The following is a 24,677-nucleotide window of genomic DNA, read 5'->3' as shown; positions in this document are numbered from 1 at the left end:
CCGGTGCAGCCGACGACCCGCAGCACCGGCACCGATTAGCGCGCGCGCCGCTCCAGCAACTGCGCCACCCGCCGCTCCAGCTCGATGGCCTGGAAGGGCTTGGTCAACACCTCCATGCCATCGTCCAGCTGGCCCGCGCCCACCGCGGCACTGGCCGCATAGCCGGTGACGAACAGCACCGGCAATGCAGGACGCGATTGCCGCCCGGCATCGGCAACCTGGCGCCCATTGAGGCCACCGGTGAGGCCGACGTCCGTCACCAGCACATCGATGTGCTCTTGCGAGCGCAAGCGCTCCACCGCCGCGCTGCCCTCGGCGGTTTCGATCACCCGGTAGCCGGCCTCGGTGAGCACTTCGGAGATCAAGACACGAATCGCGGTCTCGTCCTCCACCAACAGCACGGTGCGACTGTGCGCAGCACTGCGCTGCAGCGGCGCATCCGCAGGTGCCACCTCGCCCTGCGCCAGCACGCCGGTGAAGCGCGGCAGGTACAAGGCCATGGTGGTGCCTACACCCACTTCCGAATCGATGCGTACATGCCCGCCGGATTGGCGGGTGAACCCATAGATCATCGACAGGCCCAACCCGGTGCCCTGGCCGATGGGCTTGGTGGTGAAAAACGGTTCGAACACCTTGGACATGACCTCTGCGGTCATGCCGGTTCCGGTGTCCTGCACGCTCAGGCACACGTAATCGCCAGCCGGCAGATCCAGCTGCTGGGCGGCGGCGGCATCCAGCGCGCGGTTATGCAGACTGATGGTGAGCCGCCCACCATCGGGCATGGCATCGCGCGCGTTGATGCAGAGATTGAGCAGCGCGTTTTCCAGCTGCGGCGCATCCACCAGCACCTGCCACGCCTGGTCCGCCGGATGCAGCTGCAGCGCGATCGACGGCCCCAGCGTGCGCGCAATGATGTCGTGCATGCCGCGCACCAGCGCCTCCACATCCAGTGCGGTGGGCGCCAACGTCTGCCGGCGCGAAAACGCCAGCAGCCGCTGGGTCAGTGCGGTGGCGCGCGCGGCGCTGGATTGCGCCATTTCCACATAGCGCTCCAGCCGGTCGTACTTGCCCTGTTCGATGCGCGTCTGCAGCAGTTCCAGGCCGACACTGATGGCGGTGAGCAGATTGTTGAAATCGTGCGCCAGCCCGCCGGTCAGCTGCCCCACCGCCTCCATCTTCTGGCTTTGACGCAGCTTCTCTTCGGCCAGCAACAACGCCGCGCTGCGTTCGCGCACGCGCTCTTCCAGCGTCTCGGTGAGTTGCCGCAGCTGCTCTTCGGCCACGCGTTTGTCGGTGATGTCGGCAGAGGTGCCGAACCATTCGGCGATCTGCTCGCGCTCATCCAACAACGGAATCGCGCGCATCAAGGTCCAGCCCACCTGCCCATCTGCGCCGAGCACCCGGTATTCCACATCCACACCGGACTTGGCGGCAGTCGCCTGCGCAAGCGCTTGCGCCAACCGCGCGCGGTCGTCCGGGTGCACCATCGCCTGCCAGTCGGGCGTGGCCGATGCCGCGTCGCTCAGCACGCCGTCGCCCACCAATTGGCGCAATTCGCGCCAGTGGGCACTGGCGGAAAAAATCGATTGCGATGACGCGCGTACCAGTGCGTCCAGGCGCCGCTCGCTCTTTTGCAGCGCCTCGCTGGCCAGCCGCTCGGCGGTACGGTCGCGCAACACCTTGACGAACCCGATCGCCTCGCCGGTTTCTTCGCGCAACACCATCAGCGAGCCATTGGCCCAGAACCGCTCGCCGGATTTGCGCACGTGCCAACGCTCGTCCATGCCGCTGCCGCTTTCCAGTGCGGCAGCGGCCTCGATCAGCATCTGCCGCTGCTCGACGTCTTCCGGGGTAAAGGTACGTTGCAGTGTTTGCCCGAGCATCTCGGCCTCGCTCCAGCCCAGGATGCGCCGCGCGCCCTCGTTCCACGACGTCACCCGCCCGTGCATATCGGTGGCGATGATGGCGTAGTCCATCACGCTGTCCAGGATCTGCCGGTTGCGCACTTCGGCTTCGCGCACCGCGCGTTCCAGGCTGATGCGGTCGGTGATATCCAGGCCCTGCACGAAAATGCCGGAGATGGTGCCATCGGCGCCTGCGATCGGCTGATAGACCAGATCCAGCAAGCGTGGCTCGGTGGGACCACCGGGCACGGCTTGCACGTTGTACGGCAGCGCATTGGCCGAAAACGCGCGCCCGGACCGGTACACCTCGTCCAGGCGGCGCACATGTCCCTGTTCCACCGCATCCGGCAGCGCCTCGGCCAACGGCCGCCCGATGACGTCACGGTGGCCGATCAGACGCGAATAACACGGGTTGGCGAACTCCACCCGATGCTGCGGCCCGCTCAGGAAGGCCATGAACATCGGCGCCTGCTCGAACAGGCGGATCAGGCGCTCGTGTTCGTCGGCCAGCCGCGCCTGCGCCAGCTTGCGCGCGGTGACTTCGTTGGTGACGCAGAACGCGCCGCCCACCCGCCCATCGTCCAGATAGATCGGCGAGAACGAGAACGTCCACCAGGTCTGCTCCGGCACGCCGTAGCGATTCATGCCGATCGGCACTTCCTCAAAGCGCGATGCCTGGCCGACGAATGCCGCCTCGATCGGCTCGCGCACCGCCTCCCAGGCGTCGGCCCACAACACGCGCAACGGCGCACCCAGCGCCTGCGCCTGGCGCGGCCCAAGGATCGGCGTGTAGGCGTCGTTGTAGAAAAAGGTCAGCGCATCGCCCCACACCACATACATGCTTTCGGGCGAACCCAGCATCAGATCGACCGCGTTGCGCAATGGCGATGGCCACTGAGCGGTAGGTCCCAGCGGGCTGGCCGCCCAGTCGTGGCTGCGCACCGCCTGCGCCATGACGCTGTTGCCGTGCGGAAATTCCGCATTCATGCAGGACGTCCCTGCATTGCGTCCACACGCAGGTCGCCGTTCCAGCACGCACCGTGCACGACCGCGAGGTCGCCTGCTGCGTGCTTCTCCATCACCCATCCGTACATCATGTCCAACCGTTGAAAAGACCAGATCGCCGCAACCTATGACGCATCGGCAACACCGGAGCCGCGCGTCCTCGCCCATCATCTGGCCTATGGCAGGTGGCGTCCAGCCACTCCCGTATGCGGCGACTGAACCAGGCAGCTTCCACGCCTGCGTGTGCGGCAGCGCGCAGCCTACGCCACGGCCGGTACGGCCGTCGACCTGCGCGCATGGGGTCGTGCCGTCATCGGGCTGCACAGCAGCGCGGGATCGTCCTGGCAGCCAAGCCGCCGGGCGCGCGCGTTGCCGCGCAGCATCGAGCGCCATGCCGCACCGCAGGAGACGTAACATTGCCCGATGGCTCCAGGGCAACGCACGGTCTTACAGATGCTTGATCAGAATGAACTCATCCATCCGCAGGCTGCGGTCGCGCCGGGGTATCTGGCCAACCATGCAGCGCGGGTCTTCAACCGTCTGGTCGACGCCGAACTGCGGCCGCACGGCGTGTCGCTGGCGCTGATCGGTCCGATCATGCTACTGTCCTGGAAAGGCCCGATGCTGCAGCGCGACCTGGTCATCGCCTCGGCCGTGAAGCAGCCGGCCATGGTGGCACTGCTGGACAAGCTAGAGGGACTGAAGCTCATCAAGCGCACCCCGACTCCGCAGGATCGCCGCGCCGCGCTGGTGGCGCTCACCGCCCGCGGGCGTAAGATTGCCGAACTTGGCGGCCGTGCGCTGCTGGGTATGAACGCAGTGGCGCTGGAAGGCTTTTCCGCCGACGAGGTACAGCAGACCGTCGCACTGATGCATCGGCTGATCGCGAACATGGAGCGTCACGGCCAGGACGTGTAATATCACGCCTGATATTTAATGCCCTGGTGACTGCAATGCCGCGTCGCATCCTCATCACCGGCGCCAGCATCGCCGGCAACACTGCCGCTTGGACACTCGCCCATCGTGGCTTCGATGTCACCGTGGTGGAACGCGCCAGCCGGTTTCGCGATGGCGGCCAGAACATCGATGTGCGTGGTGTCGGCCGAGAGGTGCTGCAACGCATGGGCCTGGAACAGGCCGCGCAGGCCCAGGGAACCGGCGAAGAAGGCACCGCCTGGATCGATGCGCACGGCCAGGCCGTCGCCACCTTCAAGACCGAAGACGTCGATGGCGATGGCCCCACCGCCGAACTGGAGATCCTGCGCGGCGATCTGGCCCGCCTGCTCTACGATGCCGCGCGCAGCCATGTGGCATACCGCTTCGGCGACCGCATCGCCAGCATCCAAGACGCTGCCGGCAGCGATGCCGCAACCGTCACCTTCGAAAGCGGATGCAGCGAACGCTTCGACGCAGTGATCGTCGCCGAAGGCGTGGGCTCTTCGACGCGCGAACAGGTCTTCCCCGGGGAAAACGATCCGCGCTGGATGGATCTGACCATCGCCTACTTCACCATCCCGCGCAGCGCCGACGACGACCGGTTGTGGCGTTGGTACCACACCACCGGCGGGCGCAGCATCTCGTTGCGCCCCGACCGGCACGGCACCACGCGCGCCATGCTCTCGCTGCAGAAACCACCCGAAGGCGAACAGGACTGGAGCATCGACGCCCAGAAGGCCTACCTGCACGAGCGCTTTGCCGATGCCGGGTGGCAGGCGGCGCGCGTGCTCGATGGCATGCACGGCACCGACGATTTCTACTTCGATGCCCTGCGCCAGGTACGCATGCAACGCTGGCACAGCGGCCGCACCGTGCTTACCGGCGATGCGGCGTGGTGCGCGACGCCATTGGCCGGGATCGGCGCCACCCTGGCAGTGACCGGCGCGTATGTGCTGGCCAACGAAATCGCCCACGCAGACACTCTGGACGCAGCCTTCGCTGCCTACGCCAGCGCCATGCGCCCGATGGTCGACCAGGCACAGGGCGTGCCGAAGATCGGCCCGCGCCTGATGAACCCGCATAGCCGGCTCGGCATCCATCTGCTGCATGGCGCGCTCAAACTCGCCAGCCAGCCAAGCGTGCAGAACCTCGCTGCAAAGTGGATGACGCCGGCGATCAAGGCGCCGGATCTCTCGCGTTATTCCTAAGCGCCCTTGACAGGTACCGGCGCGCCAAGCGCGGCAGCACGGCCCGCGCGCGCGAAGAGATCGCGCGGCGCGCGTCGGAAGCTCCACGGCACCTGAACCGGCAGACGCTGCGGCTTCAGTTTCAAAGCTAGAGGTCGCTAACGAACACGTCGAGACACCACTGCAGGGGCGGGCGTTGCGCTGGCTCCTGCGGTGTCGCGTGCGTATTCGTCTCCCTGCAATTGCCGGGACTCCCCCGCTCTTCCGCCAGTCGGAACACCGATCGAACCCCTATGCATTTCTTCCCGAATCTGCGCATTGGACAGCGCCTGGCCCTTGGCTTTCTCGCGATCATCCTGTTGATGGTGATCCTGACCGTGGTCGGCATCCAACGCGTTCGCAGCATCGACCAGCAACTCACTGCCATCAACGAGGTCAACAGCGTCAAGCAACGCTATGCGATCAACTTCCGTGGCAGCGTCCACGACCGCGCGATCGCTCTGCGCGATGTCGTGCTGATGGACGACCCCGCGAACCGCCACGCCGCCGAACAATCGATCGACAAGCTCGCGGCCGATTACGCCCGCGCTGCGCAACCGCTGGACGACATGATCGCCAACTCGACCGATGCGAAAGAGAAAGACATTCTCCAGCAGATCAAGGCCATCGAGCAACGCACCCTGCCGCTGATCGCGCAAGTGCGCGCGTTCCGCGATGCGGCCGACAAGGCGCAGGCAGAACAGCACCTGCTGCAGCAAGCGCGCCCGGCCTTCATCGCCTGGCTGGCCAGCATCAATGCCTTCATCGACCTGCAGGAAACCAAAAATCGCCAAGCCGCGAGGCAAGCCGTTGCCACCGCGCGCGGTTTCGCGATGTTGATGGTGATGTCCACCGTCGTCGCCCTGCTGTTGGGCGCCGGCATCGCGTTCGTGCTCTCACGCAGTGTGGTGCTGCCGCTGCGCCAGTCGCTGCGCCTGGCCCAACGCATCAACGACGGCGACCTGCGCAGTCAGGACACCCCCACCAGTAGCGATGAATCCGGGCAACTGCTGCGCGCCATGCAGCAGATGCAGCGGCGCCTGCAGGAGGTGATCTCCGCGCAACGCAGCATGGCCGCGCGCCACGACGCCGGCGAAATCAGCTATCGCACCGACGCGCAGCTTTTTCCCGGCGAGTACGGCGACATGGTGCAAGACACCAACGCACTCGTGCACGCCCACGTGCAGACCCAGTTGCGCATGACCGAGGTCATGGGCAACTACGCGATCGGCGATCTTACCCAGGACATCGAGCAGTATCCCGGCGAAAAATCCGCCATCACCGCCACCATGCAGCAGGTCAAGCGCAACCTGCAGGCCATCAACGCGCAGATCCAGGAACTGACCCAGGCCGCCTGCGCCGGCGACTTCGCGCAACGCGGCCAGCCGGAAAAGTTCGAGCACGATTTTCGCCTGATGGTGGAAAACCTCAACACCATGATGGCCACCTCCGACACCAACCTGGCCAGCTTCTCCGAGCTGCTGCGTGCGATCGCCGAGGGCGACCTGACCGTGCGCATGTCCGGCAACTTCCACGGCGTGTTCGCCTCCATGCGTGACGATGCCAACAGCACCGTGCACCGCCTCACCGACATCGTCACCCGCATCCAGACAACCTCCAACAGCATCAGTTTCGCCGCAGAAGATATCGCCAGCGGCAATCAGGAGCTGGCGCAGCGTAGCGAACAACAGGCCGCCAGCCTCGAAGAAACTGCCGCCTCGATGGAAGAGCTGACTTCTACCGTCAGGCAGAATGCCGAGCACGCCACGCGCGCCAACCAGCTCGCGCGCGGCGCCGTCGCCATCGCCTCGGACGGTCGCGACGTGGTCGGCCAGGTGATCGAACAGATGTCCGGCATCGAGGCCTCGTCCAGGCGCATCGCCGACATCATTTCGGTCATCGACGGCATCGCCTTCCAGACCAACATCCTGGCCCTCAACGCCGCGGTCGAAGCTGCGCGCGCCGGCGAACAGGGCCGCGGCTTCGCCGTCGTCGCATCGGAAGTGCGCACGCTCTCGCACCGCTCCTCGGATGCAGCAAAAGAAATCAAGCGGCTCATCGACGACTCCGTACAACGCGTCGCCGAGGGCTCCACCCTCGTGCATACCGCCGGCACCACCATGGGCGAAGTCGTCACCAGCGTCCAACATGTCACCGACATCATGGCCCACATCTCCGCCGCCTCGCAGGAACAAGCCGGCGGTATCGAACAGGTCAATCGCACCATTGCGCAGATGGACGAGACCACACAACACAATGTGCGCCTGGTCGAAGCCGCCAGCACCGCTGCGCATGCGTTGGAGCAGCACTCCACGCAACTCACTCGCGCAGTGGAAGTCTTCAAGGTCAATGCAACGGTGCTGTGAGCCCGCGCGAATAGGGTTCGATGCACACGCAAAGGTTGCGGCGATCGTCTGGGCTTGGACTTAGCGCAGGCGCCTATTCGGCGGAAAACAGGCCATCCTGCCGCGGCGGATAGATCAGATCGCGCCCAGCCGGGCGCGCATCGGCATTCAACTGATGCGGCTGCACCGCGGTGTCGCCAAGAATGTGCAGCACCTGCCACCGGCGGTGCAGCAACAGATCCGCAATCAAGCGGCGATGGCACTGCCACCAGAGCGCTTCGGCACACATCAGCGCGGTACGCCGCTCCCGCGCCATGGCCATCGCCTGCTCCAGCCCGGCGCCGAAGTCGGCGCTGGCCATGTGGTCGGCATAGCCCTGAAACGCCGCGTTGCGCCACGCGCCATTGGGCGATCCGGGCTGCGCCTTGCGACGTCCACCCAGCACGGGCAGCCACAGATAGCGCACCGACGCTGCATCCAATGCCTGCGCCATCGTGTCGCTGGCAAACCACGGGTAGCGACGCGAGCCTGGAAAGCGCCGCACATCCACCAATGCCTCGATCCGATGCGCGCGCAACAGCGCAACGAACGCCTCCCAGGTCCTGGTGGAATGACCGATCGTCCAGAGCTTCCCGGCGTCATCGCCAGCGGCCTGCAGCGCAGGCGCGTCGGTGTTGATCAAAGCAGAGGGGTCATGCATTGCAGCAATCGCTAAACTGGGTGGCAGTACAGCACTATCACTGCCGGCGCCGACGGCAAGTGATGGACACGCGACAGCTGCCCGCACGCGGATCTGGCTCATCTGCTTTTAAGCGCGTGCAATTCCTGTCGCAAGGCGAGCGCTGCTTACACCAGATCGCCCTGAAAGCGGTGGCAGCGATGCAAACCTGCAGCGCGACCACCTGCTCTGCGGTCGACCGCATCGCTGAGCGACCAGCCCGATGACACATTGATCGGCAGGATGACATCGCGCTGAGGATGGAACAGGAGATGGGACCAGCTGTGTGCGTTGGCGGAACGTCACGGCGCCTATGCGATTTGCAACCACAAGTGGCGGAGAGAGTGGGATTCGAACCCACGGAAGGTTTGACCCTTCGCCGGTTTTCAAGACCGGTGCCTTAAACCGCTCGGCCATCTCTCCGATGCTGCTGCGCGTGACCGCCGAAGGGATCGATCGGATGTCACGCGGGCGCCCCCGCCTTGCGCTGGTGGCCCTGGCTATGGCCGCACGAACATCCTGTGCGGCTCATTCTTCCCGGGATCGCTCCCGGGCGCGCATTCTCGCATGCCCGGGCACGTTTTGCTCAGTGACGCCACCGCCGTTGGCTGGCGTAGCGTACCGGGCTGCTCGTGGTGCTCGGCCGCTACACGGTGCGGTCGGCCGAAGACGCCTGAGCACACAGGCAGCCTGCATAACATCTGCAGCGAACTGACTGCCCCGCAGCTGAGGGACTGCCGACGTACACGCCGGCCGGCCTCCGCGGCCAACCCGGGCCTTGGCAGGCTTCGCCGCAGACGCTCAGCCCGCTTCGGCCACCACCAAGCGCGGCGCTGTGCCGGCGGCACGCTTGAGCTTTTCCGCTAACTCGGCGCAATTGCCACCGCAATCCAGGCGTGAGCGCTCGATTTCCTGCGGCAGGTGTTCGGCCAGGAAGTCGATGAACACCCGCACCGCCGGCAGCAGGCCGCGACGCGAGGCGAACACGGCATGGCAGATGCCCTGCGGCAGCGACCAGTGCGGCAACACCACTTCCAGCTCGCCGCTACGCACCGCTTCGGCGCATACGGTTTCCGGCAGCATGGTGATGCCGAAGCCGTCGCGCGCCATCGACTGCAGCAGCGGGAAGTCGAAGCCGGCCAGGCGTGGCTGCAGGTCGACGCGGCGCATTTCGCCGTTCGGGCCGTGCAGCTCCCAGCGCTGGTGCGCTTCGTCTTCGCTGGTGCTCATGGTGGTGTGATTGGCCAGCTCGCTGGGGTCCTTGGGGCGCCCGGCGCGATCCAGGTATTTGGGGCTGGCAACCAGCAGTTCCTGCACCTGGCCGAAGCTGCGCATCACCAGGCTGCCATCGTCGTCCAGGCGCGAGCGCACGCGTAGCGCGATGTCGTAGCCCTCGTTGATGACATCGACGCGGCGATTGCTGATATTGAGCTGCAGCCGCACCTTGGGATACTTGGCCAGGAATTCCGGCAACAACTTGGGCAACTGGATCTGCGCAAGCGAGACAGGAACGCTCACACGTACAAGACCGCGCGGCTCGGCGCTGAGACGATCCACCACCTCGCGCGCGGCCTGGGCCTCGGCGAGCATGGTTTGCGCATGCCGGTGCACGCTGGTGCCGACGTCGGTCACGGCGAAACGGCGCGTGGAGCGCTGCAACAGGCGCACACCCAGGTCGGTCTCGAGCTGGCTGATGCGTCGGCTCAGGCGCGATTTGGGGATGCCAAGCGCACGCTCGGCAGCGGCAAAGCCGCCGTGATCCACCACCATCGCAAAGTAGTACAGGTCATTCAGGTCGTGCATGGCGCAGGTATCCATGGATAGAACGATACGTGATATTTAATCACCTTTATTCCAACAGAGCAACGACATAGCCTGCACACCTCCGCGGCGCTGCCGCTTGCCACAGGTCACTGCCATGAAACTGCTGCACCTCGATTCAAGCGCTCTGGGCGCCAATTCCGTCAGCCGCGTGCTCAGCGCCGCCGTCGTGGAGCAGCAGCGCCGGCTCCATCCCGAGGTGGACGTAGCGTATCGCGACCTCGACCGCCACCCGATTCCGCATCTGACCGCGCAGACGCTGGCGCAGGCCGATCCGGCAGAGGCCGCGGCCGCCGAAGCGGTGATGCAGCAGTTCCTGCAAGCCGACGTCATCGTGATTGGCGCACCGATGTACAACTTCGCCATCCCCTCCACACTCAAGGCCTGGATCGATCGCATCGCAGTCGCCGGGCGCACCTTCCATTACACCGCCAATGGCCCGGAAGGCCTGGCTGGCGGAAAGCGCGTCATCATCGCCAGCGCGCGTGGTGGCATCTATGCCGAGCCGACCAACGATTTTCAGGAGCCGTATCTGCGCCAGGTATTGGGCTTCCTGGGCATCGACGACATCAGCTTCGTGCGTGCAGAGGGCGTGGCGTATTCGCCACAGCATCGCGCCGATGCGCTGGCCTCGGCGCTGGCGGGGCTGGGTGAGGAAGAAGAAGCTGTTGTGAGCGCGTAAGCCTGGGGCTTGATGCGTTGACGCGTCGAAAGGTCGTCATGACTGCGACATGCCGGCAACGAAAAACGGGACCATCGCTGGCCCCGTTTTTTTCGCGTCGGTATCCAGTAGCCAGGGAGCTCGCACTCACACGCTCCCGAACGCTGTGCGCCAGACATCGCACACGGCACTCGACACTCGCATTTGGTGGCCGCTACCAACGCGTAGCGAGCGCGCGTCTGATGGGCGTGGATCTGGCCGGGCAGCCGCAGTGCCCGAATGCACTATGCACATCGAACACCGCCCACACCGCCTGGTGATGAGCGCCGTCTTCCCGTCAGCCGCACTCAGCCGATGCGCTCGAGCCCGCCCATGTACGGACGTAGCACCTGCGGCACGTCGATCGAGCCATCGGCGTTCTGGTAGTTCTCCATGACCGCGATCATCGCGCGGCCCACGGCAGTGCCGGAACCGTTGAGCGTGTGCAGCAACTCCGGCTTGCCGCTGACCGGGTTGCGCCAGCGCGCCTGCATGCGCCGCGCCTGGAAATCGCCGCAATTGGAACAGGACGAAATTTCGCGATAGGTATTCTGCGACGGCAACCAGACCTCCAGATCGTAAGTCTTGATCGCGGAAAAGCCCATGTCCCCGGTGCACAGCAACACCTTGCGATACGGCAGGCCGAGTTGTTCCAGCACCACTTCGGCGCAGCGCGTCATGCGCTGATGCTCGGCATCGCTGTCTTCCGGCGCGCAGGCGGTGACCAGCTCCACTTTCTCGAACTGGTGCTGGCGGATCATGCCGCGCGTATCGCGGCCACCGCTGCCGGCTTCGGCGCGGAAACACATCGAATGCGCGGTCATGCGCAATGGCAGACGCTCGGCATCGATGATCTCGTCGCGCACGATGTTGGTCAGCGGCACTTCGGAGGTGGGGATAAGATAACGGCGCGACTCGCCCACTTCGGTCTGGAACAGATCGTCTTCGAATTTCGGCAGCTGACCAGTGCCACGCATCGAATCGGCATTGACCAGCAGCGGCACGTTGGTTTCTTCGTAGCCGTGCTCGCCCAGATGCAGGTCCAGCATGAACTGCGCCAAGGCACGGTGCAGACGCGCGACCGGACCACGCAGCACGGTGAACCGCGCGCCCGACAGTTTGGCTGCCGTTTCGCCATCCAGCCAACCGTGCGGCGCGCCGAGTTCCACATGGTCCTTGACGGCGAAATCGAATTGACGCGGCGTGCCCCAACGCGATTGCTCGACGTTCTCGCTTTCGTCCTTGCCAAGCGGCACATCCTCGGCCGGCAGATTGGGCAGGCCAAGCGCGATGCCCTCGAGCTTGGCGCGAATCGCATCCAGCTTATCTTCGGACGCCTTGAGCTCATCGCCGAACCCAGCCACTTCGGCCATCAGCGCGGCCACATCTTCGCCCTTGGCCTTGGCCTGCCCGATCGCCTTGGACTTGGAATTGCGCTGACTCTGCAGTTCCTGCGTGCGCACCTGGATACGCTTGCGCTCGCTCTCCAGCGACTCCAGTTCCGCAGTGTCCAGGGAGAAACTGCGCGTGCTGCGCAGGCGCTCGGCAAGGTCGGCGGGGTGTTGGCGAAGCAGGGCCGGATCTAGCATCGGAATATGGGCGTCAGTGGAATAGCACGAGATTATCGCCTGTTCCGCCACCTGCTGCGATCGATTCACTACGGCTATGCCAGAATTGTGGCGATTCTTCAGGTGAGCCCTATGCCCGCGCCCCGTCCTGCGTCCGATCGCCCTATCGTGCTGCGTCTGCCCCGCCACACGCTGAAAATCGCCGGCATCGCCTTCGCTGCCGGCCTGCTGTTGTTCCTGCTGGTCTGGGCCACCGGCCGCAAGGACGACTTCTATAAAGCCTCGCCGGCACAGCCGACCGCAGGCGCGCAGGCCGACGACACCATCGCACCGCTGCCGGCGCCGTTGCCCGCGCAGGACGGTGCCAGCGACATGCCGCAGGCCAAGCCGCCAGCTGAAACACCCACCCTCGTGGACACCCCGCCACCTGCCCCACCCGCACCGACGCCGCTGCCGGAAAATGCGGCACCCGGTGCGCCAGGTGCCGCTGGCAGCGCCGCGGCGGTCAACGCGCCGGTCGCTGGCGGCGACCGCCCGGTACCGATCCAGGGCCAGATGCCGCCACCGCGCTACCCGCCGGCTGCGCTGCGTCGCGGCGATGCCGGTGATGTGGTGGTGCGGGTCGACGTGGATGCCGCCGGCAATCCCGGTGGCGTGACCCTGGTGCAGCGCAGCGGCTCGCGCGATCTGGACCGTGCGGCCATGGAAGCGGTGCGGCACTGGCGCTTCCACCCGGCGCAGCGCAATGGCCAGCCGGTGGCTGGCAGCATGGACATCCCATTCGAGTTCAAGCCTGCGCAGTAAGCGGAACTAACCCTCGGGCATGTTGCGTGTCGCCGAATCGCGAGTGCCCGAGCCTGGCGCAGCAAGCCTTGGTTAACGCTACGCAGCACAAACACCATGTGGTTTTAACTGCGCCGCAATGTCAGCTTGACTAAGCTGAACATCCAGCAAGCACTAGCGTTTCATCCGCTGGCCGCCTTAGCTGCCCCTCAGGTAGCGCCAACCAGACTGGTCACGTCATCCGCAGATGCGCCAGGAGGTCGGCCATGTCCGTCACTTCGAATCCTTCATCCGCTCACCCATCGTCGCTACCGCAACACGGCCGGCGCTCCGTGGAGCGGCCCCAGGACGTGGCGAGCGACGGCGCTTCGCCCTGGATGTGGGCAACGCTGGTTGCCTTGCTCATCGTGGTCCCCAGCTGGTGGTGGGCGCGCCATAGCGACGAGTCGTTCGCTACTGACACGCGGCCGCTGCCGGCGGCGAGTCGGCAAATCCTGCCGACGACCGATGGCCCGCGCGCGATGACGATGGTGGCGCACCAGCCTGCTCGCCCAGCCGTCAGCAGCGTTGAGGCCAAGCCGCTTCCGGGCAACGCAATGCCGAGCTACCCGGTTAGCGTGGCACGCGCCGGCATTCAAGGCAGCCGCACCGCACGTTTGCAATTGGATGTGCAGGGCCGAGTCAGCGATGTGACCATCGTCGACCGTAGCGGCAGCGACGACCCGCGGCTGGATGCAGCGGTGATGGAGAGCTTGCGTCGGTGGCGCTTCGAGCCCGCCACGCGCGACGGTCATGCAGTGGTGAGCACTGTGCAGGTGCCGGTGGAATTCACCGCGCAGCGTTGAAGATTTGTGCAGCGCGGCGGCTTCTTGACGGCAACGTGAGCGAAGTCGCGGCGCGTTTCTGGCTGCTGACTTGCCGGCAGAACGTTCTGCGCACCCTTGCGGATGGGCACGCGCTAGCCTGCAAATCACCGGCGGTCCTGGTTTCGACCCACGTCGCGCCTCCAAGCAAGCGTGCCGCTGATGGATGATGCAAGAGCGGCACATCACGCATGCAGTGGAAGCACTACACCGTGTGGGTCATCCCCAGCCCCACGAGCGGCTGCGTTCCTATGCCAGCCGTGCGAACCGTGAGATCCAAGCAATTCTGCGACGGATAAGGCGTTAGCGGTGCCCGGTGGTTTCCAGCCCGAACCCGGCGCCCTGTGCCAGGGTGTCGAAGCCCGGGAACGAGGTCGCCACATTCGCCACGTCGTTCACCTGCACCTGGCCCGTGGACAGCTGGCCGGCAATGGCGAACGCCATGGCGATGCGATGGTCGCCATGACTTTCGATCACGCCGCTGCCGATGCTGCCGCCGTGGATGGTGGCACCATCCGGCGTTTCGTCGACCCGCACGCCGAGCGTGCGCAAGCCGGTAGCCATCGCCGCCAAGCGGTCGGACTCCTTGACCCGCAATTCGGCAGCGCCGGTCACCACGGTCTGTCCGCTCGCCGCAGCGGCAGCGACGAACAAGGCCGGGAACTCGTCGATCATGTCCGGCACCAGCGCTTCGGGAATCTGCGCGCCACGCAATGGCGCGTAACGCACGCGCAGATCGGCGACCGACTCACCGCCGTGTTCGGCATGGTTTTCTTCGGCAATATCCGCGCCCATCAGGCGCAACGCGGCCAGCAGCCCGGTGCGGCGTGGATTCAGTCCGACCGCGCGCAGCACGACTTCCGAGCCAGGAACAACACTGGCTGCGACGATGAAGAACGCAGCCGACGAAAAATCCGCAGGTACCGCGATATCTTTCGCGCGCAGACGCTGTCCACCGCGCAAACGGGCCTGACCGGGCGAAAAATCGATCTCCACGCCGAACGCCGACAACATGCGCTCGGTGTAGTCGCGGGTGGGATGCGGCTCGGTCACCGAGGTCTCGCCCTGCGCATAGAGACCGGCCAGCAGCACCGCAGACTTGACCTGCGCACTGGCAACCGGCGAGACGAAATCGATGCCGTGCAGCGCCTGCCCACCGTGCACGTGCAATGGCGGCGTGCCGTCGTCCTGCGTCTGGATCCGCGCGCCCATCTGCGCCAGCGGGCCGGTCACGCGCCGCATCGGCCGCTTGGATAACGACTCGTCTCCCACCAGCACGCTGTCGAAGCGCTGCGCAGCCAACAGGCCGGCCAGCAGACGCATCCCGGTGCCGGCATTGCCGCAATCCAGTGCCTCGGTCGGCGGCTGCAGACCATCCACACCCACACCGTGCACGATGCGCCGCGACGCCGACGGCGTTTCGATGCGCACGCCCAGCTTGGCGAAAATGGCAGCGGTGGCGCGCGTGTCTTCGCCTTCCAGAAACCCATCGATCTGCGAAACGCCGTCGGCGAGCGCGGCGAACATGACCGCGCGGTGCGAAACCGATTTATCGCCCGGAATGGCCAGGCTGCCCTGCAGTGCGATGCCGCGTCGGGCAATCCAGTGATGCGTGCTGCTGCTCATGCATGTGATCCGATGGCTACGGCATCGCCAACGCTGACGATGCGCTTTGAAGAAGGTTGCGGCGCTGCAGCCAATACAAGGTTGCGGCGCGCCAGCATGGACTGTGGAAGCGAGCGTCGACGCTCAGGGAATGGCCACCGGATACGAACCCAGCACCTTGATCTGTGCCGAGTGCGCTTTCAGCTCGGCCAGCGCCTGCTTCATCGCATCGTCTTCGACATGGCCGATCAGATCGATGAAGAAGCCGTATTCCCACTTGGCCTGATGCGAGGGCCGCGACTCGATGCGGTTCATGCTGATGCCGTGGCGTGCGAACGGGCTGAGCACGTCGAACAACGCACCCGGCTTGTCGTGGATGAACACCAGCACCGAAGTGCGATCGTGTCCGGACGAAGGAAAGATCTGCCGCCCGATCACCAGGAAACGCGTGGTGTTGTCGTCGTCGTCCTCGATCGACTTCATGATGACTTTCTTCAAGCCATACACGTGCGCTGCGCTTTCGCCGCCGATGGCCGCGGCATCTTCGGCATTGCGTGCACGGCGAGCGCCCTCGGCGTTGCTGGACACCGCGATCTTCTCCACCTTGGGCAGATGCGAGCGCAACCAACCTGCAGTCTGCGCGAAGGATTGCGAATGCGCATAGATGCGTTCGATATCTTCCAGCCGACCGTTGCGCGAGAGCAGGTACTGATGCACGCGCAGCTCGACTTCGCCGCAGATTTTCAGGTTGGAGGTCAGGAACATGTCCAAGGTGACCTGGATGGTGCCCTGCCCCGAATTTTCCACCGGCACCACGCCGAAATCGGCATTGCCGGCTTCCACTTCCTGGAACACTTCTTCGATGGTCGCCATCGGCAAGCCCACCGCCGAGCGACCGAAATGCTTGAGCACCGCCTGCTGGCTGAAGGTGCCTTCCGGGCCGAGATAACCGATCTTCAGCGGCTCCTGCTGGGCCAGGCATGCCGACATGATTTCGCGATACACGTGCACCAGCACTTCGTCGCTGAGCGGGCCTTCGTTGCGGTCCACCACCATGCGCAGCACCTGCGCCTCGCGCTCGGGGCGGTAGTAATCCACCGCCGCTGCAAGCTTGCCCTTGGCCTTGCCGACCTGATGGGCGAAGTTGGCGCGCTCGGCAATCAGCGCCTGGATATTGCGGTCGATCTCGTCGATCTTGGCACGCACATCGGCCAGCACCGGTGCTGCGGTCTTGATCGCAGCCTTTTCAGCCGGCGTGTTTGCAGGCTTGCTGTCTGAAGCACGCACCGATGTCTTGGTCGGCTTTTTCTTGCCGCCTGTGGCGGCCGTGGGCTTGTTGGACTTGGGGGCCATCGCGGGGCATTCCTAAAAATGGCGGCACATGTGCGCTGTCAGCGCATGCGCCTGCGCGGCAGACGCCGCAGGTAGATAAAGACTCAGCCGTGACGCTGCTGGAAGTCGTGCATGAACGCGGCCAGCGCTTGCGCGCCGGCCACCGGCATCGCGTTGTACAGCGACGCCCGAATGCCACCGACCGCCTTGTGCCCCTTCAATGCGAGCAGCCCGGCTGCCTTGGATTCGCTGACGAACAGCGCATCCAGCTGCTCGTCCGGCAGAAAGAACGGGATGTTCATGCGCGAACGCACTGCCGGTTTGATCAGGTTGCGATAGAAGCCGCCGGAGCCGTCGATGGCGCCATACACTAGCGCGGCCTTCTCGGCATTGCGACGCGCGAACTCCTGCACCCCGCCCTGTTCCAGCATCCACTTCACGGTCAGCCCGAGCAGGTACCAATTCCAGGTCGGCGGCGTGTTGAGCATCGAATCGCGCGCGGCATGCGAGGCGTAATTGAAGATGTCCGCACGCGGCTGCCCCGCGCGCTCCAGCAGATCGCGCCGCACGATCACCACCGAAATGCCGACCGGACCGAGATTCTTCTGTGCGCCGGCGTAGATCAGCCCGTAGCGCGAAATATCCAGCGGCTCGGAGGCGATCGACGAACTGAAGTCGGCAAACAACGGTAACGTGCCCACGTCCGGCGTGTCGCGAAACTCCACGCCATGGATGGTTTCGTTGGCGGTGATGTGCACATAGGCCGAATGCGGCGACAGGGTCCAGCTGCCCGCAGGGGGAATGTCGACGAAGCCATCGGCCTGCGCGTCGGCCGCGATGCGCGCGTCCACGGACGTTGCCGCCTGCTTGATCGCGGTCTTGCCCCAATGCCCGGTGATCACGTAGTCGGCCGCCTGGCCGGGCGCGGCAAAATTCAGCGGCAGCAGCGCCTGGATGGTGGTGGCGCCACCGGCGGTGAACAGCACTGCATAGTCGTCGGGAATCGACAACAAACTGCGCAGATCGGCTTCGGCGGCAGCGGCCACCGCCATGAAATCGGCGCTGCGGTGGCTGATTTCCACGATCGAGGCGCCGACGCCGTTCCACTCGACCATCTCTGCCTGCGCCTGCCGCAGGACCGATTCCGGCAATGTCGCAGGGCCGGCACTGAAATTGAACGCGCGTGTCATGGCACACCTTGGTCGAGCTAGCCTTCTAGTATGCCGCAGCGCATCGGGCTTGGCAGCGGACAAAAAAGTTGCAGCTGCATCCTTTTGACTGAGCCTGACGTAACGTAGACAGGTGCCAAGGCGAACTTTTGTCCCGGTTCGTTACTCTCACGTTGCAGCCACTGCCGGAGCCTGCCATGTCGTTTCGCGATGCTTTCAACTTGCCGTCCAGCGAGATCACCGATGAGGCCGTTTACCGCGACCGCCGCCGGCTGCTGCAGTTATTTGCGTTGACCCCCGCGCTGGGCGTGGCCGGCTGTGCCGAGGCCGACCCGCCCCCGCCGCCCAAGACCGTGGTGACGCCGGCGCAGGCGCGCAGCGGGTTTCGCACGGCCGAGGAACTGACCCGGCTGGAAGACGTCACCAGCTACAACAACTTCTACGAGTTCGGTACCGACAAGACCGATCCGTCCAAGGCGGCCAAGACCCTGAAGCTGTCGCCTTGGACAGTGAAGGTGGGCGGCGAATGCGAGAAGCCCGGCAGCCTGTCGCTGGATGAGCTGCTCAAGGGCATCGCGCCGGAAGAACGGATCTACCGGCTGCGCTGCGTGGAAGGCTGGTCGATGGTGATCCCGTGGACGGGCGTGCCGCTCGGAGAGGTACTCAAGCGCTTCGCGCCGACCTCCAAGGCCAAGTACGTCGCATTCACCACCCTGGCCGACCCGCAACAGATGCCGGGCGTGCGCTACCGTTCGATCAACTGGCCGTATCGTGAAGGCCTGCGCATCGACGAGGCGATGCATCCGCTGACCCTGCTGGCCACCGGTTTGTACGGCAAGCCGCTGCCGCAACAGAACGGCGCGCCATTGCGCCTGGTGGTGCCGTGGAAGTACGGCTTCAAGAGCATCAAGTCGATCGTGGAAATCCGTTTCGTTGAAAAAATGCCCGAGACCGCCTGGCACGATCTGCAGCCGTCCGAATATGGCTTCTTTTCCAACGTCAATCCGGCCGTGGACCATCCGCGCTGGAGCCAGAAGACCGAGCGCCGCATCGCCGGTACCGCCAGCAAGCTGTTTGCCGAGCGGATTGCGACCAAGCCCTTCAATGGCTACGCCGAGCAGGTCGCCTCGCTGTATGCGGGGATGGACCTGAAGAAGTGGTTCTAGGCAACGCACACTCTGACATCGACCCGGCATAGGAGCGCGCCCGGGCGCGGCTGGCTTTATTGGTCATGCCAGTCGCGCCCGGGTGCGCTCCTACGCTTCAGCCTTGTTTCCTTCTTCGAGATCGCATGGCCAAGACATCCACTTCCGTGATTGCCGCCAAGGCCCTGGTGCATGCCGCGGCGCTGGCGCCGATCGCCCTGCTCGGCTGGCAATTCTGGCAGGTGTGGCAACGCGGCAGCGACGCGCTGGGCGCCGACCCGGTGGCCGAGATCGAACACCGCACCGGGCTGTGGGCACTGCGTTTCTTGCTGATCACGCTGGCGATCACGCCGTTGCGCCAACTCACCGGGCAGGCCGTGGTGATCCGCTTCCGCCGCATGCTGGGCCTGTACGCGTTCTTCTACGCCAGCGTGCATCTGGCGGCTTACCTCACGCTGGACCTGCGCGGCTTCTGGACGCAGATTTTCGAGGAGATCCTCAAGCGCCCCTACATCACGGTGGGGTTTGCGGCGTGGTTGTTGCTGATGCCGCTGGCGATCACCTCCACCCAGGGGTGGATGCGCCGGCTCAAGCGCAACTGGAGCCGCCTGCACATGCTGATCTACCCGATCGGCCTGCTGGCGGTGCTGCATTTCTGGTGGCTGGTGAAATCCGACATCCGCGAGCCGGCCCTGTACGCGGGCATTCTTGCGGTCTTGCTGGGCTGGCGCGTCTGGAAAAAACTCAGCGCGCGCCGAACCACAGCAAGGCGCTCAACGCCGCCGCCAGCAACACCGCGCTGAGCAGCAACCAGGGCCAGCGGGCCACCTTCACCGGTGCGCGCGTCGGCTCTGCAGCCGCACGCGGCGGCGGCAGGGGTTCGGTATCGGGCAGATCCCAGGTGGTGCTGTGGTGCGTCCGCGGCACCTCCACCACGAAGCGGTGGCGCGCATCGAACACGACCTGGTCGCCCGCCTGCAGCCAGCCGTCGCGCACCTGGACGCCATTGATCCAGCTCCCCTCTTCCGAGCCCAGATCGCGGATCAGCACACGGTCGCCGTGCCGCTCCAGACGCGCGTGCTGCGCCGCGAATGCCGGGTCGTCGATGACGATATCGGCGGCGGCATCGCTGCCGACCAGACGCGCGCGATCCAGGGTAAAGCTGCGCCCGTGATGGCGGCCGCCTATGCCGCGCAACAGCAGGCAGACCTCGCCGAGGCTGGCCGCGTCGTCGTGGATATCATTGGCCGGCGCACTGGACGGGGCACTGCGCAACAGCATTTCCACGCCATCGGCATAGATCGCATCGCCCGCACGCAGCAGCGCCATGCGGCGCACCGGGCGCCCATTGACGTGGATACCGCGGATTCCGTTGGCGACCTGCAGCCACAGGCCGCGTTGGTCCAGGCAAAACTGCGCCAACAGCAACGCGCCCTGCGCATCGCCGACCACCCGCACGCTGCCGGAGGCATGACGGACGATCCGGTGGACGCCGGGCTTGAGGGAATGATCCGGCTGCTGCCGGTGGGTGAAATGAACTTGCAGGTCGCGCACCGGCCGCAGCCTAGCAGGTTTGTCCCCATGCGCGGCCATCGTTCGTGATCGGAGCGTGCTGGATCGCTGGCGCGCGCGCCAGGGACGCGCTGCCGCCGGCTGAGCAGGCGCCAGGGCAGCGCAGCTCGCAGACCTGCATTTCCGACCTCGACAACACCACCACACACGGCCGCACTTGGAGCGGGGCCCTGGCATGCGCACAATGCGCCCTCACTTTTCGCATGACCCATCGCCCCCATGTCCAGCATCGATATCCGCCACGACCATTCCTTGACGCCGGCCCAGGCCCGCGCGGCCATCGACGAGGCGGCGCGCAAGCTGGCCGATCGCTACGGCGTCGCTTCGCATTGGGAAGGCGACACCTTGCGCATCGCACGTGCGGGCGTGGACGGAGCAATCGCGCTGCTCCCGCAGCAAGTGCACGTCACCGCCGAGCTCGGCTTTTTGCTGTCGGCGATGCAGCCGATGGTGGAATCGGAAATCCGTCGCTTGCTGGCCGAGAAACTGGCCTGATGGAGCGACTGGGTCTGCGCTGCTTCAGCGTCAAGTCACCTGCCCGGGCGCCTGCGGGTAGATGCTTTCAGCTCGCCTGATCGGGCACTGTTTCACCTGCCCGATGCAGGGTCGGCACTAGGGTGAATGCAATGTCACGTTGGCAACCTACAGGAGCATCGCATGACGACCGGATACGATCAGAACGGTAACCGCGGCAACGCGGCCCAGGGCTTCCAGGCGCAGGCGGAACAGATCTCGCGCCGGCTTGGCGAATCGGCTCAGACCGTGTGGCTTGCCGGCCTGGGCGCGCTCGGGCGCGTGCAGAACGAAGGCAGCAAGCTGTTCGACTCGTTGGTGCGCGAGGGCGCCGCCTATGAGCGCACCGGCCAGCGCAGGGCAGCCGAGAGCGTCGACGAATTGCGCGAAGAGGTGGAAACCCAGTTCGAGCAGGCACGCGATACCGCGGTGCGCGGCTGGGACAAACTGGGCAAGGCCTTCGACGAACGCGTGAAGGGTGTCCTGCGCACGCTCAACATTCCCAAGCAGGAAGAATTGGAAAACCTGCGGCGCGAGGTGGAGTCGCTAAAAGCCCAGGTCCGCGCCAATACGGCGGCCACCAAGCGTGCCAACCGTACCGCCAACCAGGCGGCGCAGGCCGCCAGCGAGACGACCGGCGCGGGCGGCGCGGGTGCCGGGGCGGCATCGTCGTCCGGCAATCCCGCTGCGTTCGACCCGGAATAGGCACCACGGTGAAGCAGCCGCGCTGTCACGAGACGGCGCGGCTGTTGCCCGAGGCGATGAAGAGCGTCATCGCCGAGGTGCAGGTGCAAGTGCGCGCTACACGTCTGCCCGCCGGCCAGCGCGTAGCCCTCGCCACCTTGAGCGGTGTCACTGGCTGTTCCCCCTGCGCCGGTGCGTACAACGACCCTGAGTGGTGTGTTCGGCAGGCCGCAGCCAGGCACTGGCGATGGACCGGCATAAGGATGCGGCGTTGCTGAAGCGCGATTCGGACCCGTGCAGCCTTTGTGAATCAAGGCCTTAGCGCTTCAAAGCAGCCCCGCCTCCCGATGTTGCAAAGCAGCATGATTTTTTGGACAATCGGGGACGACCCGCCAGTCCTGCGTTACGAAGTCCGTTTGCTCCCCTCCCCTCACGGCTTCGGACTGGCGGGTCTTTCGCTATCTTGATCACGGCTCGCGATATCACCGCGCACGATCCATTGACGAATCTTTCGCGAAGGATTCTTCTACACGCACGATTCGTTATACGCGCCATTGCTTGATGCTCATGCCTTACTGGATTCTGGCGCCCTTGGCCGCACTGCTGCTCTGGCTGGCGGTGTCTGCCTACCTGTGGCTAGTGCGACGACGCGCCAATGAAGTGCATGAAGGCGTACGCGCCATGGCCATCATGCACTGGCGCGATTTTTCCGCCGTGGTGCTGCGCGTTCTGCAGGATCAACGCGGATGGCAGCCCACGCAGTTGCCGCAGGATGGCCTGCCCACCGCCGATTTCATGATGCAGACCGAGCATGGCACCCGGCTGGTGGCCTGCAAGCACGGGCGCGGTTATCGCATCGGCGTGGCGGCAGTGAACGAGCTGGGCGCGATGGCGCGGCTGGCCGGTGCCAACGGCGGCGTGATGGTGACCGAAGGCCGCATGGAGCGCGAAGGCATCGCCGCCGCGGAGAAGCAATCGATCGAAGTGCTGGACGGTGTGCGTCTGTGGCCGCTGCTCAAACCCTATCTGCCTGGCGATGTGGAAGCCGGCGTGGTCGGTGCGGCGCGCCGCCGCGCGATCCGCCACAGCATCATCGCCGGTGCCGCATTGGCGACGCTGGCAGTCATGGCGGTGCTGACGCTGCGCCCGCCGACGCCGACGCCGACGCCGGCCACATCGCGCACCGCGGCGTCTTCGCCTGCTCCTGCACCGGCCCGCGTGGTCGCGGCACCTACCGCCTCCGCCAGTCCTGCCCAGCCGACGCCCTCACCCACTCCTGCGGCGCCGGCCGCGCCGGCAGCCGGCGCAGAACCGGATGCGGCCACCATCCAGGGCTATCAGCGGGAGGTTTCCAAGGCGTTGGCGCAGACACCGGGACTGGTGCGCGGCATCTGGCTGACCCAGGCAACCCTGGTAGTGGATCGGACGGTGGAAGACAGCGCGGCATGGCCGCTGATTTGCCGCGAGCTGCAACGCTACCCGTACCTGCGCACGGTGCGTGTGCAGCTCAACCCCCGCCCGGGAACCGCTGAGCCGGTACGCTGGCGTCAGTGCAGCACGATTTGATTCTGGGACGTTGGCTGCGGTCTTGGTGAAGCGTCGCTGCGCTTGCTCAACCGGACACATGCCTGCGAACGCGCAGTCGCCGCCATCGCGGCGTAAAGCGACTGCAACACGGCCGATGACAATTCAGCCAACAACCGCAGCGACTCGAGCGCTGCGGTACCGCGCCCTTCGCCTGCCGACATCAGCTCAGCGCAGTCCTGGCGCGAACCGCGCCACCAGATCGTACGAACCGCCTAAGAACATCTGGCGCACGTAGGTGACCGGCAGCTCGCCGCGCCAGGTGTGGCGGTCGATCACCAGGCACGCCGCACCATCGTCCGCCTGGAGCTGCTTGGCCTGCGCGGCGTCGGCACTGGCAGCGCTGATGCGGTGCTCGGCACGCGTCCATGGCACGTTGCGCAATAACCAGCTGCCCGGCGCCACCTCCGTGAACGGCTGGTCCAATGCGTCGGGCACGGTGGTGATGTCGATCACCCGGCGCTCCAGCGCAAACGGGCGGCCGTCGGCCAGGTGCACGCTTTGCAATTCCAGCACCTTGCCGGTACTGCCCAGCGCACGTTCCTGCGGCACGCGCTGCCGCACGTTGCGCAGCTGCCGCGACAACAAGGAGAACCGATACGCATGGCCGCGCGTGGTCATTTCCACTTCGATGTCCGGGATCGAAAGCGCCACCTGTTCCAGATGCGGGTGCTGCCGTGCCACGAACGAACCCGTACGGCGGCGGCGTTCGATCATGCCGGCATCGGCCAGCAAGCCGAGCACCTTGTTCACGGTCATGCGCGAACAGCCGTATTGCGCCATCAACTCGTGCTCGGGCGGCACGCGGTGCCCGGGCGGCCAGTCGCCGCTATGGATGCGTTGTTCCAGATCCTGGCGGATGCGCTGATGCAAGGTGCCAGGCACGATGGTGGTGGTGGCGGTCAAAGCACGGGTCTCCGGAAAGAGCGGCGATTCAATCGGCATGCCGCAGGGTCGGCAGCGTGCGCCAGCTGCACGTTGCGGCATGCACCATGCACGCCGCATGGACAAGGGCACTGCGTGCACCTGCTGTGGCGACGCAGCTGCGTCTGCGCCGGCTCCAGGAGCGAGGCTGCGCGCGCGCACCCGCTTGGCGCGGTTCAGGCGCAGCCACTGGCAGTTGCGGCCGGGGCCGGTAACCGGCGGGTGTGAAGCGTACACCACGACTCCGGCGCGCCGCTGGGCATCCACCTGACCGCTCTTG

At 65.6% G+C, this 24,677-nt stretch carries 20 protein-coding genes, 1 tRNA gene and 1 pseudogene; 11 read left to right on the top strand and 11 right to left on the bottom strand.

The window, feature by feature from the left end; all coding sequences use genetic code 11:
* Window positions 1-35: 35 nt before the first annotated feature.
* Window positions 36-2,891, bottom strand: a complete 2,856-nt coding sequence (locus FLG15_RS08165) for a hybrid sensor histidine kinase/response regulator (RefSeq protein ID WP_150145812.1) — start codon at window positions 2,889-2,891, stop codon at window positions 36-38.
* 471 nt (window positions 2,892-3,362) lie between these two features.
* On the opposite strand from FLG15_RS08165, the gene FLG15_RS08160 reads away from it, so the two are divergent.
* From FLG15_RS08160 to FLG15_RS08150, 3 genes are all read left to right on the top strand, one after another.
* The gene (locus FLG15_RS08160; protein WP_017155047.1) at window positions 3,363-3,827 is read left to right on the top strand and encodes a MarR family winged helix-turn-helix transcriptional regulator; all 465 of its coding nucleotides are present in this window, start codon (window positions 3,363-3,365) and stop codon (window positions 3,825-3,827) included.
* Window positions 3,828-3,862: 35 nt separating this feature from the next.
* Window positions 3,863-5,053, top strand: coding sequence for an FAD-dependent monooxygenase (locus FLG15_RS08155; protein ID WP_150145810.1), 1,191 nt, complete (start codon window positions 3,863-3,865; stop codon window positions 5,051-5,053).
* A 272-nt stretch (window positions 5,054-5,325) separates the two neighbouring features.
* A complete protein-coding gene (locus FLG15_RS08150) occupies window positions 5,326-7,437 on the top strand; it encodes a methyl-accepting chemotaxis protein (protein WP_057678565.1) in 2,112 nt (703 codons plus the stop codon).
* Window positions 7,438-7,510: 73 nt separating this feature from the next.
* Here the strand turns inward: FLG15_RS08150 and FLG15_RS08145 are convergent, their stop codons facing one another.
* The 3 genes from FLG15_RS08145 to FLG15_RS08135 all read right to left on the bottom strand — a co-directional run bounded on the left by FLG15_RS08145 (window position 7,511) and on the right by FLG15_RS08135 (window position 9,952).
* On the bottom strand, window positions 7,511-8,116 hold the full coding sequence (locus FLG15_RS08145) for a DUF488 domain-containing protein (RefSeq protein ID WP_057678564.1): 606 nt from the start codon (window positions 8,114-8,116) through the stop codon (window positions 7,511-7,513).
* Window positions 8,117-8,467: 351 nt separating this feature from the next.
* Window positions 8,468-8,557, bottom strand: a tRNA-Ser gene (locus tag FLG15_RS08140).
* Window positions 8,558-8,935: 378 nt separating this feature from the next.
* Window positions 8,936-9,952 carry a LysR family transcriptional regulator gene (locus FLG15_RS08135; protein ID WP_003485786.1) on the bottom strand — a complete coding sequence of 339 codons (1,017 nt, stop codon included), beginning with the start codon at window positions 9,950-9,952 and terminating at the stop codon, window positions 8,936-8,938.
* A 100-nt stretch (window positions 9,953-10,052) separates the two neighbouring features.
* Here FLG15_RS08135 and FLG15_RS08130 point away from each other — a divergent pair, with 100 nt between their 5' ends.
* The gene (locus FLG15_RS08130) at window positions 10,053-10,637 is read left to right on the top strand and encodes an FMN-dependent NADH-azoreductase (protein ID WP_057678563.1); all 585 of its coding nucleotides are present in this window, start codon (window positions 10,053-10,055) and stop codon (window positions 10,635-10,637) included.
* A gap of 326 nt (window positions 10,638-10,963) precedes the next feature.
* Here the strand turns inward: FLG15_RS08130 and serS are convergent, their stop codons facing one another.
* On the bottom strand, window positions 10,964-12,244 hold the full coding sequence (gene serS / locus FLG15_RS08125; protein ID WP_057678562.1) for a serine--tRNA ligase: 1,281 nt from the start codon (window positions 12,242-12,244) through the stop codon (window positions 10,964-10,966).
* 111 nt (window positions 12,245-12,355) lie between these two features.
* Here serS and FLG15_RS08120 point away from each other — a divergent pair, with 111 nt between their 5' ends.
* Together FLG15_RS08120 and FLG15_RS08115 are read left to right on the top strand one after the other, a co-directional pair.
* A complete protein-coding gene (locus FLG15_RS08120; protein WP_057678561.1) occupies window positions 12,356-13,027 on the top strand; it encodes an energy transducer TonB in 672 nt (223 codons plus the stop codon).
* Between the two features lie 356 nt (window positions 13,028-13,383).
* A complete protein-coding gene (locus FLG15_RS08115) occupies window positions 13,384-13,851 on the top strand; it encodes an energy transducer TonB (protein WP_039569248.1) in 468 nt (155 codons plus the stop codon).
* A 321-nt stretch (window positions 13,852-14,172) separates the two neighbouring features.
* On the opposite strand, the gene aroA is transcribed toward FLG15_RS08115, so the two are convergent.
* The 3 genes from aroA to serC all read right to left on the bottom strand — a co-directional run bounded on the left by aroA (window position 14,173) and on the right by serC (window position 17,996).
* Window positions 14,173-15,495, bottom strand: coding sequence for a 3-phosphoshikimate 1-carboxyvinyltransferase (aroA, locus tag FLG15_RS08110; protein ID WP_057678560.1), 1,323 nt, complete (start codon window positions 15,493-15,495; stop codon window positions 14,173-14,175).
* 123 nt (window positions 15,496-15,618) lie between these two features.
* A complete protein-coding gene (gene pheA / locus FLG15_RS08105) occupies window positions 15,619-16,827 on the bottom strand; it encodes a prephenate dehydratase (RefSeq protein WP_057678559.1) in 1,209 nt (402 codons plus the stop codon).
* Window positions 16,828-16,910: 83 nt separating this feature from the next.
* Window positions 16,911-17,996 (bottom strand): 3-phosphoserine/phosphohydroxythreonine transaminase, encoded by a 1,086-nt coding sequence (gene serC / locus FLG15_RS08100; RefSeq protein WP_017158179.1) that lies wholly within the window; start codon window positions 17,994-17,996, stop codon window positions 16,911-16,913.
* A 176-nt stretch (window positions 17,997-18,172) separates the two neighbouring features.
* Here serC and msrP point away from each other — a divergent pair, with 176 nt between their 5' ends.
* A complete protein-coding gene (gene msrP, locus FLG15_RS08095; protein WP_017158178.1) occupies window positions 18,173-19,141 on the top strand; it encodes a protein-methionine-sulfoxide reductase catalytic subunit MsrP in 969 nt (322 codons plus the stop codon).
* A gap of 125 nt (window positions 19,142-19,266) precedes the next feature.
* Window positions 19,267-19,923 carry a protein-methionine-sulfoxide reductase heme-binding subunit MsrQ gene (gene msrQ / locus FLG15_RS08090; protein ID WP_057678557.1) on the top strand — a complete coding sequence of 219 codons (657 nt, stop codon included), beginning with the start codon at window positions 19,267-19,269 and terminating at the stop codon, window positions 19,921-19,923.
* Here msrQ and FLG15_RS08085 read toward each other — a convergent pair.
* On the bottom strand, window positions 19,865-20,674 hold the full coding sequence (locus FLG15_RS08085; protein ID WP_017158176.1) for an FHA domain-containing protein: 810 nt from the start codon (window positions 20,672-20,674) through the stop codon (window positions 19,865-19,867). The two genes, msrQ and FLG15_RS08085, sit on opposite strands and share 59 nt — an antisense overlap.
* A gap of 237 nt (window positions 20,675-20,911) precedes the next feature.
* Between FLG15_RS08085 and FLG15_RS08080 the strand changes: the two genes are divergently transcribed.
* The 3 genes from FLG15_RS08080 (at window position 20,912) to FLG15_RS08070 (ending at window position 23,455) form a co-directional block, all read left to right on the top strand.
* Window positions 20,912-21,187, top strand: a complete 276-nt coding sequence (locus tag FLG15_RS08080) for a polyhydroxyalkanoic acid system family protein (RefSeq protein ID WP_017158175.1) — start codon at window positions 20,912-20,914, stop codon at window positions 21,185-21,187.
* 162 nt (window positions 21,188-21,349) lie between these two features.
* A complete protein-coding gene (locus tag FLG15_RS08075; RefSeq protein WP_057678556.1) occupies window positions 21,350-21,910 on the top strand; it encodes a phasin family protein in 561 nt (186 codons plus the stop codon).
* A gap of 540 nt (window positions 21,911-22,450) precedes the next feature.
* Window positions 22,451-23,455: a restriction endonuclease gene (locus tag FLG15_RS08070; RefSeq protein WP_057678555.1), complete on the top strand. Its 1,005-nt coding sequence runs from the start codon at window positions 22,451-22,453 to the stop codon at window positions 23,453-23,455.
* A 186-nt stretch (window positions 23,456-23,641) separates the two neighbouring features.
* Here the strand turns inward: FLG15_RS08070 and hutC are convergent, their stop codons facing one another.
* Both hutC and FLG15_RS08060 read right to left on the bottom strand, forming a co-directional pair.
* Entirely contained in the window at window positions 23,642-24,418 is a 777-nt protein-coding gene (hutC, locus tag FLG15_RS08065; protein WP_017158172.1) for a histidine utilization transcriptional repressor HutC, read from the bottom strand.
* Window positions 24,408-24,637, bottom strand: a pseudogene (locus tag FLG15_RS08060) (hypothetical protein). Before FLG15_RS08060 ends, hutC begins: the two are co-directional and overlap by 11 nt.
* Window positions 24,638-24,677: the final 40 nt, after the last annotated feature.

This window comes from Xanthomonas phaseoli pv. dieffenbachiae (assembly GCF_008639345.1).
GTDB classification, from domain to species: domain Bacteria; phylum Pseudomonadota; class Gammaproteobacteria; order Xanthomonadales; family Xanthomonadaceae; genus Xanthomonas; species Xanthomonas phaseoli.
This window is presented reverse-complemented; position numbering and strand designations above follow the sequence as displayed.